This window comes from Vibrio sp. Vb0937, assembly GCF_033338855.1.
The window spans coordinates 1-1,041 of sequence record NZ_JAWOTK010000457.1; the positions used below are offsets into that span (position 1 = coordinate 1).

The window sequence follows — 1,041 nt, forward strand, 5'->3', positions numbered from 1 at the left end:
CTACAACCCAGAGAAGAACCCAAGAACAAACATTGGCATCAGCGCAATTGCTCAATATGCATTGAATGCATGGACCTTCGAAGCCAGCGTACGTAATGATGAAAACAACCAGTTTGGCAACAACACTACGTGGCAAACCGCAGCAGGTTGGAAAGTTTACGAAGGATACGAATTAACGCTGAGCCACGGCACTGCATTCCGTGCGCCTAGCTTTGTTGATTTGTATTACCCTGGCTATGAAATGCCGAACTTAAAGCCAGAAGAGTCAAAAAACACGGAACTATCGTTATCTGGTGTGGCATCGATTGTTGATTGGACTGTAACTGGGTATTACAACCAAATTGAAAACATGCTGATCTGGAAAGGTGCGGGCATGCAAAACATTGGTGAAGCTGAGATTAAAGGTATCGAACTAGAAGTTAAACTCGATACCGATATTGTCTCTCATGAGTTCTACCTAGATTACAAAGATCCTGTCGACAAGTCTGGTGCAGAAGATACCCAACTAGCATACCGCTCCAAGCGTGGTGCTAAGTGGAATGCTTATGCGACATTTGACCAATGGACGTTGGGTTCGCAGTATCTTTACCAAGGTGAACGCTTTAATGGTAGTACAAGACTACCGAGCTACAGCCTATGGAACTTCACCGCTTCTTACGCTGTAAACTCAAGTTGGGACATCAACGCCAAACTAAGCAACGCTTTCGATAAGAACTACGAGATGTACTCAGGTTACGCAACTCCTGGGCGTCAGTACTTTGTATCCGCTGACTACCGATTCTAATTGCGTTTGATACAACAAAGGCCGCCTTATTGGCGGTCTTTATCATTATTGGTGTGCAGAAAATGGCTGGAAAACAAAATGACGAAACCAAAACGTGTCGTAATCAGCTGGTCGAGTGGTAAAGACTCGACACTAACGTTAGAGCGTTTAAACGAAAACCCGGACTATCAGGTGGTTGGGTTGTACACGACTTACGTAGGGAAAGAAGTCCCTTTCCAAGCAACTCCGCTTGAAGTCGTACAAATGCAAGCAGACTT

General features: G+C 44.9%; 1 protein-coding gene and 1 pseudogene. Both read left to right on the forward strand.

Annotation, left to right across the window (positions count from 1 at the left end):
* The coding region (locus R7P67_RS26475; protein WP_318086539.1) for a TonB-dependent receptor domain-containing protein at positions 1-784 on the forward strand (784 nt) is incomplete at its 5' end.
* A gap of 78 nt (positions 785-862) precedes the next feature.
* Positions 863-1,041, forward strand: a pseudogene (locus R7P67_RS26480) (ATPase); the annotation flags it as partial.